Origin of the sequence: Dietzia sp. UCD-THP, from assembly GCF_000349585.1 — a bacterium.
Classification (GTDB): Bacteria; Actinomycetota; Actinomycetes; order Mycobacteriales; family Mycobacteriaceae; genus Dietzia; species Dietzia natronolimnaea_A.
Genome location: NZ_KB714650.1, coordinates 25,382 through 41,188 on the forward strand (window position 1 = coordinate 25,382; position 15,807 = coordinate 41,188).

Annotated in this window: 13 protein-coding genes; 2 read left to right on the plus strand and 11 right to left on the minus strand. The window is 69.5% G+C overall.

Annotated elements, in window-relative coordinates:
* Positions 1–2: 2 nt before the first annotated feature.
* From pafA to H483_RS28665, 5 genes are all read right to left on the minus strand, one after another.
* Positions 3–1,409 (minus strand): Pup--protein ligase, encoded by a 1,407-nt coding sequence (gene pafA / locus H483_RS28645; protein WP_017836741.1) that lies wholly within the window; start codon positions 1,407–1,409, stop codon positions 3–5.
* Positions 1,410–1,415: 6 nt separating this feature from the next.
* Positions 1,416–1,592 carry a ubiquitin-like protein Pup gene (locus H483_RS28650; protein WP_017836742.1) on the minus strand — a complete coding sequence of 59 codons (177 nt, stop codon included), beginning with the start codon at positions 1,590–1,592 and terminating at the stop codon, positions 1,416–1,418.
* Positions 1,593–1,647: 55 nt separating this feature from the next.
* Positions 1,648–3,174 carry a depupylase/deamidase Dop gene (dop, locus tag H483_RS28655; RefSeq protein ID WP_017836743.1) on the minus strand — a complete coding sequence of 509 codons (1,527 nt, stop codon included), beginning with the start codon at positions 3,172–3,174 and terminating at the stop codon, positions 1,648–1,650.
* Positions 3,171–4,871: a proteasome ATPase gene (gene arc, locus H483_RS28660; RefSeq protein WP_031264854.1), complete on the minus strand. Its 1,701-nt coding sequence runs from the start codon at positions 4,869–4,871 to the stop codon at positions 3,171–3,173. The genes dop and arc overlap by 4 nt, the downstream gene beginning before the upstream one ends.
* Before the next feature lie 127 nt (positions 4,872–4,998).
* Positions 4,999–5,838 carry a tRNA (adenine-N1)-methyltransferase gene (locus tag H483_RS28665; RefSeq protein WP_017836744.1) on the minus strand — a complete coding sequence of 280 codons (840 nt, stop codon included), beginning with the start codon at positions 5,836–5,838 and terminating at the stop codon, positions 4,999–5,001.
* Between the two features lie 57 nt (positions 5,839–5,895).
* On the opposite strand from H483_RS28665, the gene H483_RS28670 reads away from it, so the two are divergent.
* On the plus strand, positions 5,896–6,825 hold the full coding sequence (locus H483_RS28670) for a RecB family exonuclease (RefSeq protein WP_152427948.1): 930 nt from the start codon (positions 5,896–5,898) through the stop codon (positions 6,823–6,825).
* Complete coding sequence (locus H483_RS28675; RefSeq protein WP_017836746.1) at positions 6,822–7,589, plus strand: thioesterase family protein; 768 nt, start codon at positions 6,822–6,824, stop codon at positions 7,587–7,589. Before H483_RS28670 ends, H483_RS28675 begins: the two co-directional genes overlap by 4 nt.
* Positions 7,590–7,641: 52 nt before the next feature.
* On the opposite strand, the gene hisG is transcribed toward H483_RS28675, so the two are convergent.
* From hisG to metH, 6 genes are all read right to left on the minus strand, one after another.
* Positions 7,642–8,493 (minus strand): ATP phosphoribosyltransferase, encoded by an 852-nt coding sequence (gene hisG / locus H483_RS28680; RefSeq protein ID WP_017836747.1) that lies wholly within the window; start codon positions 8,491–8,493, stop codon positions 7,642–7,644.
* Between the two features lie 47 nt (positions 8,494–8,540).
* Positions 8,541–8,804 (minus strand): phosphoribosyl-ATP diphosphatase, encoded by a 264-nt coding sequence (locus H483_RS28685; protein ID WP_017836748.1) that lies wholly within the window; start codon positions 8,802–8,804, stop codon positions 8,541–8,543.
* Positions 8,801–9,517: an HAD family phosphatase gene (locus H483_RS28690; RefSeq protein WP_017836749.1), complete on the minus strand. Its 717-nt coding sequence runs from the start codon at positions 9,515–9,517 to the stop codon at positions 8,801–8,803. The genes H483_RS28685 and H483_RS28690 overlap by 4 nt, the downstream gene beginning before the upstream one ends.
* Before the next feature lie 75 nt (positions 9,518–9,592).
* Positions 9,593–10,120 (minus strand): hypothetical protein, encoded by a 528-nt coding sequence (locus H483_RS28695; protein ID WP_017836750.1) that lies wholly within the window; start codon positions 10,118–10,120, stop codon positions 9,593–9,595.
* A gap of 105 nt (positions 10,121–10,225) precedes the next feature.
* Positions 10,226–12,175, minus strand: a complete 1,950-nt coding sequence (locus H483_RS28700) for a heavy metal translocating P-type ATPase (protein WP_017836751.1) — start codon at positions 12,173–12,175, stop codon at positions 10,226–10,228.
* A gap of 64 nt (positions 12,176–12,239) precedes the next feature.
* Positions 12,240–15,800: a methionine synthase gene (gene metH / locus H483_RS28705; protein WP_017836752.1), complete on the minus strand. Its 3,561-nt coding sequence runs from the start codon at positions 15,798–15,800 to the stop codon at positions 12,240–12,242.
* Positions 15,801–15,807 lie beyond the last annotated feature (7 nt).

The following is a 15,807-nucleotide window of genomic DNA, read 5'->3' on the forward strand; positions in this document are numbered from 1 at the left end:
CGCTATCGCCCGAGCGCGGCGATCAGGCCGTCGACACGCGGGTCCTCGGCGGCGAACGGGTCGGTGAGCGCGACGGTGGGCAGGGTGCCGTCGGCGACCTTGAGATGCACCCAGTCCACGGTGTAGTCCCGCCGGGCCGCGGTGGCGGCGGAGATGAACCGGCCACGCAGCGCCGCCCGGGTGGTCTCCGGGGCGTTCTGCCGAGCCCGTTCGATCTCCGGGTCGCTCACCACCCGCGAGACCAGACCACGGCGTTCGAGCACGGAGTGCAGCCCGCGCCCCGGCCGGATGTCGTGGTAGGTCAGGTCGATCTGGGCCAACCGTGGGTGATCCAGTTCGACCCCCGTCCTGCCCTGGACCTGTCGGATCAGCCGCAGCTTCGCGGCCCAGTCGATGTCACCGGCGATCGCATCGTGATCGCCGGACTCGACCGCGTCGAGGACCCGCTCCCACAGGGTCACGCACCTCTCCACGACGGGGCGGTCGTCGCGCTCCCACCCGCCACGCCCGAGGTGGCGGTGGACCGCGGCCAGGAACTCCCGCTGGATCTCCAGGGCGGTCATCGTGGTGCCGTCGGTGAGAGCGACCGGCCGGGTCCCGGTGAGGTCGCGGCTGATCTCCCTGATCGCGCGGACGGGGTGGGCGATCGCCATCGCCCGCAACGGGGCGCCGGCCTCGAGCATCTCCAACACCAATCGGGTGCTGGCCACCTTGAGCAGGGTCGTGGTCTCGATCATGTTGGAATCGCCCACGATGACGTGCATCCGTCTGAACCGGGTCGAGTCCGCGTGCGGCTCGTCACGGGTGTTAATGAGCGGGCGCGATCGCGTGGTGGCCGACGAGACACCGTCCCACATGTGCTCGGCCCGCTGGGAGAAGCAGAAGGTCGTCTCCCCGTCCTCGGCGGCGCCCACGCCCGCCGGGGTCCCGGGCAGGATCTTGCCGGCGCCGCAGATCAACTGTCGGCTCACCAGGAACGGCAGCAGCGTCGTGGCCAGGCTCCGGACCTGGGTCGAACGGTCGAGGAGGTAGTTCTCGTGTGAGCCGTAGGAGTTGCCCGCGGTATCGGTGTTGTTCTTGTACAGGTAGACCTTGGCGTCGATCCCCTCGGCCGCGAGCGACTGTTCGGCGTGGACGGCGAGGTCGTCGATGATCCGCTCCCCCGCCCTGTCGTGGGCGACGATCTGCTCCAGACCGTCGCACTCCGCGGTCGCGTACTCGGGATGGGAACCCACATCCAGATAGAGGCGGGATCCGTTCTCGAGGAACACGTTCGAACTGCGCCAGCGTTCGACGACGGGACGGAAGAAGTAGCGGGCGATCTCGTCGGGCCCGAGCGAGCGTGCACCCTCGCCACCGACGCTGGTGATCCCGAACTCCGTCTCGATCCCGACGATGCGGCGGATCATGGCGGTCTACTGCCCGCCCTTCTGGACGTAGGATTTCACGAACTCCTCGGCGTTGGTCTCGAGGATGTCGTCGATCTCGTCGAGCAGTGAGTCGGCGGACGAGGTCTGGGCGGTCTTGGCGACCTGCCCGGCCTCGTCGTCCGACTCGCCTGCGCCGCCGGCGCTCTTCTGGATCTGGGACATGGTGTGGGCTGCTCCTGTGTCGGTGTGGGCGGTGTGGGCGGTGTGAACGGGGTGCTCAGTGGACCGGTGGGCCGTCGGGGCTGAGGAACTCCGGGTGGGCGTCGCAGTGGGCCCGGGTCCCCGTGTACGGGTCGGCCAGGTCGACGTGACGGTGGTCGCCGCGGGAGTCGACGACGACGACGTGATCCCACCCCGCCGCGTGGACGCGGTCGCCTAGCTCGGCCAGGAAGCGACCTCTGGCCCAGGCCCGCGTGGACTCGGGAGGGGTCGTGACCGCAGCTTCTACCCGGGCCTCGGTGACCAGTCTGCGCATGGCGCCCTTGCTCACGAGACGGTTGTAGAGTCCGCGCTCCGGGTCGATGTCGTGGTACTGGACGTCGATGAGGGCGAGTCGCGCGTGGTCCCATTCCAGGTTGTCGCGTGCCCTGAACCCCTCCAGGAGGCGGAGTTTGGCCGGCCAGTCCAGCCGGTCGGCGCACGACATCGGGTCCCGCTCGAGTGCGTCGAGGATCTCCCGCCACTCGGCCAGGACCTCGACGGCCCACCCCGGGCGCCCCCTGCCGTCCCCGACCAGGTCCGACACACGGCCGAGGATTTCGCGCTGGAGGCCGATCCCCGTGAGCGCGCGGCCGTCGGGCAGTGCGACGGTGGCGGTGAGGGACGGGTCGTGGCTGATGGTGTGTACCGCCTCGACCGGGTCGACCGGGACCAGGTCGGACAGATCGATCCCCGCCTCGATCGTGTCCAGGACCAGGCCGGTGGTGCCGATCTTCAGGTACGTCGCGAGCTCGGCCATGTTCGCGTCGCCGAGGATCACGTGGAGACGGCGCCACGTCTCGTCCGGGGCGTGCGGTTCGTCGCGGGTGTTGATGATCCCGCGGCGCAGAGTGGTCTCGAGACCCGTGAGAACCTCGATGTAGTCCGCGCGTTGGGAGATCTGGAACCCGGCCTCCTCCGCGGACTGACCGATACCGACGCGACCGGCGCCGCAGTACACCTGCCGGGAGAGCAGGTGCGGCGCCAGGCTCATCGTCAGGTCGTCGAAGTCGACCTCGCGGCGCACGAGGTAGTTCTCGTGTGCGCCGTAGGACGCGCCCTTACCGTCGACGTTGTTCTTGTAGAGCTTGAGCTCGGCGTTGCCCTCGACGGCGGACGACTCACGACCGGCCCGGTGCATGATCCGCTCCCCCGCCTTGTCCCAGATCACCGCGTCGATCGGGGAATCGACCTCGGGCGAGGAGTACTCGGGGTGCGCGTGGTCGACGTAGAAGCGCGCGCCGTTGGTGAGCACCCGGTTGGTCACCCCGAACTCGCTCGGGTCGTAGGCTCGGGCGGAGCCAAGATCGAACCCGCGGGCGTCCCGGAGGGGCGATTCGGACCCGTAGTCCCAGCGGGTCCCATCGGCGGTCCCGGCGACCTCGGCTGCCCCGCCCGGGTCGGTGTAGGCCTTGACCACCTGGGTCGAGGTGACCACCGAGCTGAGCAGCGGCTGACCAACGGCGACGATCCCGAACTCGATCTCGGTCCCGATCACCCGGCCTCTCGCGACCTCGTCGGACGCGCTGCGCTCAGCCGGGGTCACCGCTCGTCCTCCCTGTGCGGCACGATGACCTCGACCACGCGTTCTCCGCGGACTCCCGCGAGACGCGCCCATTCCTGCGGGTTGGAGGTGTTGGGCAGATCGGTGTTCTCCGCAAACTCCGCGTCGACGGCGTCGAGGAAGTCGTCCGTCGTCAGACCCTGCCCCGTGCCGTGCACGATGTCCTTGATCGCGAGCTTCTTGGCCCGGTCCACGATGTTGCGCAGCATCGCCCCGGAGGTCAGATCCGCGAGGTGGAGGGACGACCGGCGGCCGGACGCGTGGACCAGATGCACGTAGGTCGTGGACTCGTCCCTCGTGTAGAGACGGTCGACGATCCGGGTGATGAGGACCCGGACGTGATCCTCGCCGCCTGCGGAACCGACCTCGTCCGGGTCGAAACGAAGGTCGGGGGTGATGTACTTGGCCAGGATGTCGGCCGCGGCGTCGGCGTCCGGCCGGTCGATGCGGATCTTGAGATCGAGACGCCCCGGTCGCAGGATCGCCGGGTCGATCATGTCCTCCCGGTTGGAGGCACCGATCACGATGACGTTGCGCAGGTCCTCCACGCCGTCGATCTCGGCGAGGAGCTGCGGGACGATCGTGGTCTCCATGTCCGAGGAGATGCCCGACCCGCGGGTGCGGAAGATCGAGTCCATCTCGTCGAAGAACACGATGACCGGGTTGCCCTCGGTCGCCTTCTCCCGCGCCCGCTCGAAGATCGACCGGATGTGTCGCTCGGTCTCTCCCACGTACTTGTTGAGCAGTTCCGGGCCCTTGATGGAGAGGAAGTACGAGTTGGGGTACCGGCCGTCGGTGACGTCCTGTCCGCGCGACTTCGCGGAGGCCAGCGCCAGCGAGTGCGCGACCGCCTTGGCGATCAGGGTCTTTCCGCACCCGGGAGGGCCGTAGAGGAGGACGCCCTTGGGCGGGGAGAGATGGAACTCGCGGTACAGGTCGTGATGGATGAAGGGCAGTTCGATGGCGTCACGGATCTGCTCGATCTGGGGGCCGAGACCGCCGATGTCGGAGTACTCGACCATCGGGATCTCCTCGAGCAGGAGCTCGTCGACCTCGGCCTTGGGCACGACCTCGAACGCCACGCCGGCCTTGGGGTCCACCAGGACCGCGTCGCCCGGGCGCACCGGAGCCGGGTGATCGGCGGTCCGCCCGCCGCGCAGGCCGGTCGCCAGATGGACGACGTGCTCCTCGTCGTTGCCCATCACCACGCGGGCCCGCGCCCCGTCGGCCAGCACATCCCGGAAGACCGCGGTGACGCCGGTGACGGGGAGGCCGGTGCAGGCCTCGATGACGGTCATCGCTTCGTTCAGGCGGACGGTGACGCCCGCCGCGAGGACGGAGGGGTCGATCCCGGGCGCCAGGGTCAGACGCATCCGCCGACCGGCCGCCATGACCTCCGCGGTATCGGCGTCCACGGGGTCCTGCAGCACGATCCCGTACGTACTGGGGGGCGTGCCGAGCCGCTCGACCTCGCCTTTGAGGACCTGTAGCTCGTCGCGGGACTCCTTGAGGAGTTCGGCGAGTCGGACGTTGCGGGCGCCGAGGGCGTCGATCTTGACCGACTTCTCCCGGTCCGTGCGCGCACCCTCGTCGACGGCGTTGCGCAATCGCGCGAGCTCGGCCCGGTCAAGCGTCACGCTGTCGCCGCCCCGCTCGCCCGGGGAACGTCCCTCGGTCACCTCGATCACCCGCCCTCCGACTCGCGGACGACATCCTCGTTGTCGTCGCCCCCACCCTATCGCCGGGGTGAGCGGCCGGGTGTGGGGCGGGTGCGGGGCGGGCCGGTGTGCGCGCCGGTTCCGGGGGTCAGTGCTTGCCGGCCCGGCGCCTGGGCTTGAGGGTTGTCACGCCCTCGGCGAGGCGACGGGCGGTGACCAGGAACGCGGTGTGGCCCTGGATGCGGTGCTCGGGTCGGACCGCCAGGCCCACGACGTGCCAGCCGCGGTTGATCGACTCCCACGCCCGCGGCTCCGTCCAGCACTCCTGGCGACGCAGGGCCTCCACGACGTCGGACATCTGGGTGGTGGTGGCCACGTAGACCACGAGCACCCCCCCGGGGACCAGGACCTCGCGCACCGTGGGCAGGCAGTCCCAGGGGGCGAGCATGTCCAACACCACGCGGTCGACCTGTCCGCCTAGTGCCTCCACGGAGGTCTCCGCGAGATCGGCGACGCGTAGGTCCCAGTTCTCGGGGTGCTCACCGTAGAAGGTCCGGACGTTGCGTTCGGCGTGCTCGGCGTGGTCCTCGCGGATCTCGTACGACAGGACCCGGCCCCCGGGGCCCACCGCACGCAGCAGTGAACAGGTCAGGGCACCGGAACCCGCGCCGGCCTCGAGCACACGTGCGCCGGGGAACACGTCGCCCTCGTGGACGATCTGTGCGGCGTCCTTGGGGTAGATCACCTGGGCCCCGCGCGGCATCGACAGGACGTAGTCGGTGAGAAGCGGCCGCAACGCGAGGTAGTCGGCGTCCCCGGACGACCTGACGATCGACCCCTCGGGGGTTCCGATCAGATCGTCGTGGCGAACGGCGCCGTGGTGGGTGAAGAACTCGGCTCCCTCGACCAGGACGACGGTGTACTTGCGCCCCTTGGTGTCGGTGAGCTGGACGCGGTCGCCGACGACGAACGGGCCGGATCGCTGCACGGTGGACCTCCAGGGGACGACGGCCGGTTGTCCGACCGGTTGTCTACCCTGCCAGGTGTGACGGATCCCCTGGAAATCGGCAGCAGCGGTACCCCGGCCTCCCCTGCCGCTCCTGAGAGCGCGCCCCCGCCGGTGCGCACGCCCCTGGCGTTGTCGGCGTCGCGCGCCGCGGACTTCAGGCAGTGCCCCCTGCTCTACCGGCTCAAGGCGATCGACAGGATCCCGGAACCGAAGACCCGCGCCCAGGTGCTGGGCACAGTCGTGCACTCGGTGCTCGAGGACCTGTACGCACTGGAGCAGTCCGAGCGCGCCCCGGAGCGCGCCGCGGAGCTCGTCCCCACTGCGGTGGGACTCTTCTACGAGGGCGGGGGCTCCGAGGTGGTGCCGCTCAGCGGCAGGGCGGAGTTTCAGTCGGAGGTCGCCGCCCTGGTGTCCGCGCTCTACGGGATCGAGGATCCCCGGCGCTTCTCCCCCGCGGCGTGTGAGCAGTATCTCGTCACCTCCACCGCCTCCGGTACCCCGCTCCACGGTTACCTGGACAGGGTGGACGTGGCGCCGACCGGCGAGGTCCGGGTGGTCGACTACAAGACGGGCAAACCGCCCCGTCCGCGCTATCAAGACCAGGCGATGTTCCAGATGCGGTTCTACGCCCTGATGTACCAGCGCACCCACGGTGTGGTGCCCGCGCAGCTCAAGTTGATCTACCTCAGGAACGGCAGCTGGCTCACTCTGACCCCCGATCTCGCGACTCTCACCGAGACGGAGTCCCAGCTCGACTCGCTGTGGGCGGAGATCGAGCGGGCGGGTGAGACCGGGATCTTCCCCCCACGTACCTCCCGGTTGTGCGACTGGTGCAACCACCAGTCGTTGTGTCCGGCGTTCGGGGGTACCCCGCCGCAGTACCCGGGGTGGCCGGGGCGTCGCGTGATACCTCTCGAGGTCACGAACCCCGCAGCGGGGCACGCCGGACCGAGGAGCACATCATGACGGAGGCCTACTTCGAGCCGTTGGGCACTGATGACGGCTGGGAGGTCTTCCGGGCGACCCCGCACACGGTGAGCGCCTGGGGTCCGGACCTGCAGCACGGATCCCCGCCCTCGGCCGTGCTCACCCGCGCGATGGATCGTCTCGAACGGGCGGAGTCGACCAGGATCGCGCGCGTCACCGTGGACCTGCTCGGGCCCGTGCCGCTGGGCGAGGTCCGCACCCGGGCCCGCATCGTCCGGCCCGGTCGCCGGATCCAACTGCTCGAGGCGGAACTCGAGGCGGGGGGCCGGATCGTCGCCAGAGCGAGCGCCTGGCGGATGGCCGTCGGCGACACCGCCGAGGTCGAGCAGTCGGCCGACCGCCCGCGCGAGCTCCCGGAGGTGGATCACGACAGCGGCTTCTTCGACCGGTGGACCAGTGGCTACATCGACTCGCTGGAGATCCGCGGTGCGCAGGACGGGGTCGTCTGGGCCCGTCCCACCCTCCCCCTGGTCTCCGGGGAGGAGATGACGCCGGCGGAACGGGTCATGTCGGTTGCCGACATCGCGAACGGCGTCGGGGCCGTTCTGGAACCCGACGAGTGGCGGTTCCTCAACACCGACCTGGTCACCCACCTCCACCGGCGGCCCGTCGGCGAATGGATCGGGGTCACCGCGGACGCGTCGATCGGCCCCGACGGCGTCGGTGCCACGTCCGGGACCCTCTACGACGAGGCGGGCGCCATCGGGCACACGCTTCAGGCCCTTCTGGTGGAACGGGTCTGAGCGGGACTGATCGAAACTGAGCGAGCCGCACGGGCGGGCAGAACTGGCGGGCTCACCCCATGCGGCAGGACCGGATGTCCGTGGCGATGACCGCCTTGGCGCCGGCGGCGACGAGCTCGTCCATGATCGAGTTGACCTTCTTGCGCGGGACCATCGACCGGACCGCCACCCACGCCGGATCGGCCATCGGGGAGACGGTGGGTGACTCGATGCCGGGGGTGATCGCGGAGACCGAGTCGAGGAGTTCCCTGGGGCAGTCGTAGTCCAGCATCATGTACTGCTGGGCGAAGACCACGCCCTGGAGACGCGCCCTCAGCTGGGCCATCGCGGGAGTGATCGCCTCGCCGGCACGCGAGATCAGCACCCCCATGGAGTCGCACAGGATGTCCCCGAACGCCTCCAGACCGTGCACCTTGAGAGTGCGACCGGAGCCCACCACGTCGGCGATGCAGTCGGCCACCCCGAGCTGGATGGAGATCTCCACAGCGCCGTCGAGCCGGATGACCTCGGCCTCGATTCCCCGCCTCTCGAGGTCCTGTCGGACGATGTTGGGGTACGACGTCGCGATGCGGGCCCCTGCCAGGCGGTCCGTGGTCCACCCACTGCCCGCCGGGCCGGCGTACCGGAAGGTGGAGTGTCCGAACCCCAGGTCGAGGAGCTCGTCCACCTCCGCCATCGAGTCCATGCTCAGGTCCCTGCCGGTGATGCCCAGCTCGAGGCGGCCGGAACCCACGTAGACGGCGATGTCCTTGGGTCGAAGGAAGAAGAACTCGACATCGTTCTCACGGTCGATCAGCGTGAGATCCTTGCTGCCCTCGGTACGTCGGCGGTACCCCGCCTCGGAGAGCATCTCGGAGGCGGACTCGGACAGGGCGCCCTTGTTGGGCACTGCGACACGCAGCATGGTGGTGGCTCCAGGATTCGGTGCGGGCGGGGTGACGGCGGTGGCGGCTAGAGATGCCGGTAGACGTCCTCGAGACCGAGTCCGCGCTTGAGCATCATGACCTGGGTCCAGTAGAGGAGCTGCGAGATCTCCTCGGCCAGTTCCTCGTCCGACTGGTACTCGGCGGCGATCCACACCTCGCCCGCCTCTTCGTTGACCTTCTTGCCCAGATGGTGCACGCCCTTGTCGAAGGCGGCGACGGTGCCGGAGTCCTCGGGACGCGCGGCGATGCGCTCGGACAGCTCGGCGAACAGGGAGTCGAAGGTCTTCACGCGCCCGATTCTCCCACAGCCACGCCCACGGGCGTTCCCGAGGTGAGGGCGGTGAGACCGGACGCGGTCACGCCGGCCAGGCTCGGGTGGGTGTGTGCCCCGGCCACGTCCGGCTGTCCGTCGGTGGACGGAACATAGAGGACCCGGCACCCCGCGGCGACCGCGGCGGTGGCCCCGGTCACCGAGTCCTCGACGGCCACGGCGGCCGTCGCCTCGACCCCGAGCCGCGAGCAGGCCAGCAGATAGGGGTCGGGGGCCGGTTTGGGGTCGGCCACCATGCACCCCGTCACCACCACATCGAATCGCGAACGGTCGATGAACTCCAGCGGCACCGTGGCGACATCCGCGGTCGTGTTGGTCACCAGGGCGACCGGAGCGTTCGTCGAGGCGAGGTCGTCCAGCAGCTCCTCGGCGCCCGGCCGCCACCGCATGTCGGACCGCATGAGCTCGGTGACCCGCGAGTTGAGCCTGCGGGCCAGTCGATCGAACTCTGCCCCCTCGATGATCCGCCCGGTGTACTCACCCAGGATCGCGAAGAACCCCGGGAGCGAGTTCCCCAGGGTCCGCTCGCGGGTCGCCTCGTCGAGGGGCCGGCCCAGGTACTCGGCGAGTTCGTAGACGGCGATGTCCCACAGTCGCTCGGTGTCGACGAGTGTGCCGTCCATGTCGAGACACACGGCGGCGGGGACACGGTCGTACGAGATGCTGGTCACGGCCTACTGTCTACCCGACATGGGGAGACCGGGGGTACCGTGACCGGTCCCGTTTGCCACCCCGCCGATCGCGGTTCAGCGGCACGTCCCCGCCGGGACGAGGAAGCGCTCGGTGTGGGTGGCGGAGGCGAGCGGTGCGACGGACCCGGGGGCGAAGGTCGGTAAGGCGGACTTGCTGGTGGTGATGGTGACCGCCAGCCGCCCGTGCTCGGTGAACACGCCGCCGACACCGACTTCGGGTCCGGTCGACTGGACCGTGTGCACGCCCCTCGCATCGGTATCGATGTTGTGCCACTCCACCGTCGCGGAGTTGAACGGGAACAGGGTGGCCGAGAAGTCGAGAGAGCCGACGGGCTGGTCGAGGTCCCTGGCGTTCGCGCTCAGAGCCTGGTGGAAGCGCTCGTCGCCACCCAGCTTGCAGGTGGTGAAGGCGCCGAAACGAATGGTGTGCTCGCCGCCCAGCGGGTACGGCATGCGGACATCCCAGGCGGGCGACTCGCGCCACATCTGCGCTGACGCGACAGGGGATCCGGTCACGGCCATTCCCCCGGCGAGCAGGGTCGCCGCGCAGGTGAGCGCAACTGATCGACGGATAGTGCTCATGACTGTCTCCTCGACGACTCCTCGACGACTACGGCTCTCGGCGGATCCCCCCGGGGCACAGGTCCTACCGGGTTATCGGTGCGGGCGGGCAGGGCGTTAGCCGCGTCACCGCCGCCGGGCGGGCCATGCCTCCGGTGGTTCGGTCGGCGGCGCGTCGAAGTCGCTGAGCTTGTGCGGCGCGATCACCACGCGTGCCGAGTTGAGGATTGCGAGGACGTCGATGACCTCCTGCGCGATCGCTCCGGCGAGAGGGCTGAGCAGGCCGAAGACCGCGAGAAGCATCCCGATCACGGAGGCGGCAATTCCACCCAACGCCGACTGCAGGGCGATCCGACGCATACGCGCCCCGATATGGAGGAGTTCGTCGAGTCGCTCCAGGGACGAGTCCAGCACCACGGCGTCGGCGGCCTCGGCGGTCACGTCGGACGTGGAGCCGAAGGCGACCCCGGCCGAGGCGGCCGTCATCGCGGGGGCGTCGTTGATCCCGTCGCCGAGGTACAGGGTGGGACCCGCCGCCGTGCGCTCGCGGACGATCGCGAGTTTCCCCTCGGGACTGACCCCGCCGTAGACCTCGGTGATACCCACCCGGTCGGCCAACCGGCGGACCTCGGCCTCACGGTCACCGGAGATGATCATCATCCGTGTGACTCCGTGTGCGCGCGGGAGATGCGCGATGAAGTCAGCCGCGGTCGCCCGTGGTTCGTCACGGAATCGGAGGACCGCGGCGTACCGGTCCTCGATGAGGACGACCGCCTCCATTCCCGTCTCGGACCCCGGGAGCAGGCTGGACGCGCCCGGATCGACGTCGGCGAGCCCGCGACGGTTGGTCAGGCGGACCACGCGTCCACCCACCTCGCCGGCCAGTCCGGCGCCGGGCTTCTCCGCGACGGAGGTGGTGGGCGGGGTGCCGAGGTTCCGTTCGGCCGCTGCGTCGATGACGGCTCTGGCGAGCGGGTGGCGGGAGTATGCCTCGACCGCCGCCGCCGCGGCGAGCACCTCGTCGGGATCGATCCCGGGCCTCGCGATGATCTCCGTGAGGACCGGACGCCCGTAGGTCAGCGTGCCGGTCTTGTCGAACATCATCGTCTCGACGCGTCCGACGTCCTCGAGCATCGCCGGGTTCCGGATGATGATGCCCCGCTTGGCGGCCAGCGAGATGGCACCGATGATCGCGACGGGGACGCCGATGAGGAGCGGGCACGGGGTCGCGACCACGACCACCGCGAGGAAACGGGTCGGATCTCCGGAGAACGCCCAACCGAGGATGCCCAGCGCCAGCGCGATGAGCGTGTACCAGGCGCCGAGGCGATCGGCGAGGCGACGCATCGGGGGCCGGTTCTCCTCCGCCTCCCGAAGCACGCCGACGATCTGCGCATAGCGGGAATCCGCCGCGACCCGCTCGGCGCGGACGGTCAGTGGTGACTCGCCGTTGATGGCGCCGGAGAGCACCTGGGCCCCGGGTGTCTTGGGGACGACGTACGGCTCGCCGGTGAGGTACGACTCGTCCATCGCGCCTCTGCCCTCCGCCACCTCGCCGTCGACAGGGCACAGTTCGTGGGGAAGGACCAGCAGGAGGTCGTTGACCAGCACATCGTCGGCATGGAGGTCGTCGATGCCCTCGGACGCCGTGTCCCCGCGGAGGCGGTGCGCGATCGTCGGGCTGCGTCGGGCGAGAGCGTCGAGAGTCGCCGATGCCCTCCGGGACGCCGCGGCCTCGAGCGCCTCTCCCCCGGACAGCATGAGGACGATGATCGCGGCCACCAGCCACTCGGAGAGCAGGACCGCGGTGACGATCGACACCGCGGCGAGCATGTCCGCTCCCCCGGCACTCTTCACCGCCGAGCGGATGACCCCGATGATGAGGGGGACCCCACCGATCACCACCACGGCGACCAGCGGAGCGCGGATCACCCACTCCGTCGTGTCGGAGCCGTCGGGATCGGCCACCGCGCGGGTGAGCAGATGGACCGTGATCGCCAGGACGGTGGATAGGGCAAGGGCGCCCTGTCGAGAGGCGGCGAACGTACGCAGCGCCCCGTCCCGGCCGGTGTCCATGCACTTATCATCACCCGGAAGGACGGCCGCTACCAGCCAGGAGAGGCTGCCCTGGGTGCTCGGGTCACACGTTGAAGTACTTGGCCTCCGGGTGATAGAGCACGAACGCGTCCGTCGACTGTTCGGGGTGGAGCTGCAGTTCTTCCGAGAGTTCGACACCGATGCGCTCCGGCTCGAGCAGGTCCACCACGACCTTGCGGGACTCCAGGTCCGGGCACGCTCCGTAGCCGAAGCTGTAGCGGGCTCCCCGGTACTTGAGGTCGAAGTAGTCGTGGATGGTGTCGGGGTCCTCGTCGGAGACGGCGCCCTCGGGCAGGCGCAGTTCGTCACGTACTCGCCGGTGCCAGAACTCGGCCAGGGCCTCGGTGAGTTGGACCGACAGGCCGTGGACCTCGAGGTAGTCGCGGTAGTTGTCGGCCGCGAACAGCTCGTTGGCGAAGTCCGCGATCGGGGTGCCCATGGTGACGAGCTGGAAGGGCAGCACGTCGACGGTCCCCTCGGCCTCACAGCGCTCCTTGGAGGCCAGGAAGTCCGGGATGCTGAGGAACCGGCCCCGCTGTTGGCGGGGGAAGGAGATCCGGTGGAGCACCTCGGCGTCCGGGCGTGGCTCGGCGAGGACGCAGATGTCCTCGCCCTCCGAGTAGGCCGGGAAGTACCCGTAGACCACGGCGGAGTGGGCCAGGATCCTCTCGGTCGTGAGCCGGTCGATCCACGCGCGCATCCGCGGTCGTCCCTCGGTGGCGACCAACTCGTCGTAGTCGGGGCCGTCCCCGCTGCGGGTGCCGCGGAGTCCCCACTGTCCGAAGAACAGGGCGCGCTCGTCGAGGTGCCCGACGTAGTCGGCCACCGGGATCCCCTTGGCGATCCGCGTCCCCCAGAAGGGCGGGGTGGCGATGGGCTGGTCCGCCGCGACGTCCGAACGCTCCGGGACCACCACGGGCTCGGCCTCGGCGGCCCTCTTGGCGGCGATCCGCTCGCTTCGTGCGCGGCGCTCCCGCCGCTCCGCGGCCTTGGCCGACGCGTCCGAGGACTCGGCCATGGGGACACCGGTCCGCTTGGCCGTCATCACCTCGTCCATGAGGCGCAGTCCCTCGAACGCGTCCCGGGCGTAGAACACCTCACCCTCGTACATCCCGGCGAGGTCCACCTCGACGTAGGCACGCGTGAGGGCCGCACCACCCAGGAGAACGGGGAAGTCGCCGGCGATGCCCTCCGAGTTGAGTTCGGCCAGGTTGTCCTTCATCACCACGGTCGACTTGACCAGGAGCCCGGACATGCCGATCACGTCGGCCTTGTGCTCCCGGGCCGCCGAGATGATGTCGGCGATCGGCTGCTTGATTCCGATGTTCACCACGTCGTACCCGTTGTTGGACAGGATGATGTCCACGAGGTTCTTGCCGATGTCGTGGACGTCGCCCTTGACCGTCGCCAGGACGATCCGACCCTTGCCGTCCTCGTCGCTGGCCTCCATGTGGGGTTCGAGATGGGCGACCGCGGTTTTCATGGTCTCGGCGGACTGCAGGACGAACGGCAGCTGCATCTGGCCGGAGCCGAACAGCTCGCCGACCGTCTTCATGCCACTGAGCAGGTGGGTGTTGATGATCTCGAGCGGGGGGATCTCCTCCATAGCCGCGTCGAGATCGGCCTCGAGGCCCTTGCGTTCCCCGTCGACGATCCGCGCGGAGAGTCGATCCATGAGCGGCATCGCGGCGAGCTCTGCCGCCCTGGCATCCTTCGTGCTCGCGGTCGACACACCGTCGAACAACTCCATGAAGACCTGGAGGGGGTCGTACCCCTCCTTACGGCGGTCGTAGACGAGGTCGAGCGCGACCTCACGCTGGCGCTCGTCGATCTTGCTCATGGGCAGGATCTTGGAGCTGTGCGCGATGGCGCTGTCCAGTCCCACCTGGATGCACTCGTGCAGGAACACGGAGTTGAGCACCTGCCGGGCGGCGGGGTTGAGGCCGAACGAGATATTGGACAGGCCCAGGGTGGTGTGGATGTTCGGATGCGACTCGGTGAGCCTGCGGATCGCCTCGATGGTCTCGATGCCGTCCCGCCTGACCTCCTCCTGTCCCGTGGAGATGGGGAAGGTGAGGCAGTCGATGATGATGTCGTCCTCCGCGATCCCCCAGTTCTCCGTGAGGTCGGCGATGATCCGCTCCGCGATCGCCACCTTCCGGTCGGCGGTGCGTGCCTGGCCCTCCTCATCGATGGCCAACCCGACCACCGCGGCGCCGTGGCGCGAGACCAACTCCATGATCTTCTGGAAGCGTGAGTCCGGGCCGGCCCCGTCCTCGTAGTTGACCGAGTTGACCGTGCACCGTCCGCCGAGGTGCTCCAGGCCGGTCCGGATGACGTCGGGCTCGGTCGAGTCGAGCATGATCGGCAGCGTCGAGGAGGTCGCCAGGCGCCCGGCCAGCTCGGCCATGTCCCCCGACCCGTCCCTGCCCACGTAGTCCACGCACAGGTCGATCATCTGCGCCCCGTCGCGCATCTGCTCCTTGGCTATGTCCATGCAGGTGTCCCAGTCGGCCGCGAGCATCGCCTCGCGGAACCGCTTCGACCCGTTGGCGTTGGTGCGTTCGCCGATCATGAGGATGCCGGCGTCGGCCCGCAGGGGGGTCGAGGTGTAGAGGGAGGCGACGGCGTTGACCGGCTCGACCCGCCGCTGGGCCTTCGACCGCGAGAGCACCTCCTCGCGGAGTCGGGTGATGTGCTCGGGGGTGGTGCCGCAGCAGCCACCGACCATCGACAGTCCGAACTCGGAGACGAAGTCGGCCACTTGGGGGCCGAACGCGTCGGCGCCGAGCGGGTAGACGGCGCCGTGCTCACCCAGTTCGGGGAGGCCGGCGTTGGGCATGACCGAGACGGGGACACCGGCGTGCTGGGTGAGGTAACGCAGGTGCTCGATCATCTCGGCGGGCCCGGTGGCGCAGTTGAGGCCGATCATGTCGATCCCGAGCGGCTCGAGAGCGGTCAGCGCGGCGCCGATGTCGGACCCCAGGAGCATGGTCCCGGTTGTCTCGATGGTCACGTGCGTGATGATCGGCAGCCGGCGCCCCGCGGCCGCCATCCCGTCCTGGCACCCGAGCACGGCTGCCTTGACCTGGAGCAGGTCCTGGCTGGTCTCCACCAGGAACGCGTCCGCCCCGCCCCGCGCCAGACCCTCCGCCGCGCGGGTGTAGGCATCCCGCATCTCCTCGAACGTGCTCTGCCCGAGCGAGGGCAACTTGGTCCCGGGCCCGAGGGAACCGAGCACCATCCGCGGGGTCCCGTCCTCGGAAGGACCCATCTCGTCGGCGACGCCCCGGGCGATCGCCGCACCCTTCTCGGCCAACTCGCCGATGCGGTCGACGATGTCGTAATCCCCGAGGTTGGACAGGTTGCACCCGAAGGTGTTGGTCTCGACCAGGTCCGCGCCGGCCTCGAAGAACGCGCGGTGGATGTCCGCCACGACGTCAGGTCGGGTGGCGTTGAGGATCTCGTTGCATCCCTCCAGCCCGAGGAAGTCCACATCGACGTCGAGGTCCACGGCCTGCAGCATCGTGCCCATCGCCCCGTCGCTGATCAGCACTCGCCGACGGGCGGCGTCCAACAGGGGCGAATCGAAATCGGCAGACATGGCCCCA